General features: G+C 59.2%; 2 protein-coding genes. Both read left to right on the top strand.

Going from position 1 to position 2,270, the window contains the following annotated elements; genetic code table 11:
• Positions 1 to 1,852, top strand: a 1,852-nt coding sequence (gene pflB, locus QJ48_RS34630; RefSeq protein WP_054977791.1) for a formate C-acetyltransferase, incomplete at its 5' end; no start/stop codon positions are given.
• On the top strand, positions 1,849 to 2,270 hold a 422-nt coding region (locus tag QJ48_RS34625; RefSeq protein WP_157261870.1), incomplete at its 3' end, for a 4Fe-4S cluster-binding domain-containing protein. The genes pflB and QJ48_RS34625, both read left to right, overlap by 4 nt.

Genomic DNA, 2,270 nt, shown 5'->3' with positions numbered 1-2,270 from the left:
GGAGCTGTTCACCGACATCCGGAAAACACATAACCAAGGCGTATTCGACGCTTATACGACTGACATGAAGACCGCAAGGAAGGCCGGGATTATCACCGGGCTGCCGGACGCCTACGGCCGCGGCCGTATCATCGGCGACTACCGCCGCGTAGCGCTTTACGGTACGGACCGGCTGATCGCAGACAAGAAGAACGATCTGCTTCAGCTGGAAACCGATGCGATCACGGAAGACATCATCCGCGCCAGAGAAGAGCTATCGGAACAAATCCGCAGCTTGGACGAACTGAAGCGGATGGCGCAATCGTACGGCTACGACATCTCGGTCCCGGCCACGAATGCGCAGGAAGCGGTACAGTGGCTGTACTTTGCTTACCTAGGCGCGATTAAGGAACAGAACGGCGCCGCGATGAGCTTGGGCCGCGTCTCCAGCTTCCTTGACATCTACATCGAACGGGATTTGCAGAACGGCACGCTGACGGAGGAAGAAGCGCAGGAGCTGATCGACCAGTTCGTCATGAAGCTGCGGATCGTGAAATTTTTGCGCACGCCGGACTACAACGAGCTGTTCAGCGGCGACCCGACTTGGGTGACGGAATCCGTCGGCGGCATGGGGATGAACGGCGTGACGCGGGTAACGAAGAACTCCTTCCGCTTCCTGCACACGCTCTACAACCTCGGCCCGGCGCCTGAGCCGAACTTGACCGTACTGTGGTCGGCCAATCTGCCGGATGCCTTTAAGCAATATTGCGCCAAAGTGTCGATCGAGACGAGCTCGATTCAATACGAGAACGACGATTTGATGCGGATGGAGTACGGCGACGACTACGGGATCGCCTGCTGCGTATCCGCGATGCGGATCGGCAAGCAAATGCAGTTCTTCGGGGCGCGGGCGAACCTTGCCAAAGCGCTGCTGTATGCGATCAACGGAGGCGTCGACGAGAAGCTCGGCATTCAAGTCGGGCCGGAGACAGTGCCGATTACCTCGGATGAGCTCTCGTACGACGAAGTCATGAGCAAATACGACAAAATGTTGGATTGGCTCGCGAAGCTTTACATGAACACACTCAACGTCATTCATTATATGCACGACAAGTACTGCTACGAGCGGCTGGAGATGGCGCTGCACGACCGGGAGATTTTGCGGACGATGGCTTGCGGCATCGCGGGCTTGTCCGTCGTGGCGGACAGCTTGAGCGCCATCCGTTACGCCAAGGTGAAGCCGATCCGCAACGAGAAAGGCATCGCCGTCGATTTCGAGATTACCGGCGAGTATCCGCAGTACGGCAACAACGACGAACGGGTCGACCGGATGGCCGTAGAGCTGGCCGAGTCCTTCATGAACAAGCTGCGCAAGCATAAAACATACCGTGGCGCTCTGCCTACGATGTCCGTGCTGACGATCACATCGAACGTCGTCTACGGCAAGAAAACCGGCAGCACGCCGGACGGCCGCAAAGCCGGCGAGCCGTTCGCTCCTGGTGCGAACCCGATGCACGGCCGCGACCGCAAAGGCGCGCTCGCTTCGCTGGCATCGGTAGCCAAGCTGCCTTACGAGCACTGCCTCGACGGCATCTCGAACACGTTCTCTATCGTGCCGAAGGCGCTCGGCCGGGAGACCGACGTGAGATCGCAAAATCTCGTCGCGATGCTGGACGGATACGCGACTAGCGGCGGTCACCACTTGAACGTGAACGTGTTCAACCGCGAGCAGCTGCTCGATGCCATGGAGCATCCGGAGGAATATCCGCAGCTGACGATCCGTGTATCGGGCTATGCCGTCAACTTCATCAAGCTGACCCGGGAGCAGCAGCTTGACGTCATCAACCGGACGTTCCACGGATCGATCGGATGAAAGGACGCATCCATTCGCTCGATACGTTCGGCACGGTAGACGGGCCGGGCATCCGCTTCGTGCTCTTCATGCAGGGCTGCGCCCTGCAGTGCGGGTTCTGCCATAATCCCGACACTTGGGAGACGGCCACAGGCCGTGTGGTAGAGGTCGCGTCCGTGCTGGACGAGATCGAGCCGTTTCTTCCATATTACCGCAGCTCGAACGGCGGATTGACCGTGACCGGCGGCGAACCTACGCTTCAGGCTCCCTTTGTGGCCGCGCTGTTTCGGGAAGCGAAGAAACGATGGAATTTGCATACCGCGCTGGACTCGTCGGGCTTTTGCGAGCCGGAGCATGCAGGGGAACTGATGGACGTGACGGATCTCGTCCTGCTGGACCTCAAGCATATCCGCAGCGACAAGCATCGGGCGCTGACAAG

It is taken from the genome of Paenibacillus sp. A3, from assembly GCF_001399685.1.
Lineage (GTDB): Bacteria > Bacillota > Bacilli > Paenibacillales > NBRC-103111 > Paenibacillus_G.
This window is presented reverse-complemented; position numbering and strand designations above follow the sequence as displayed.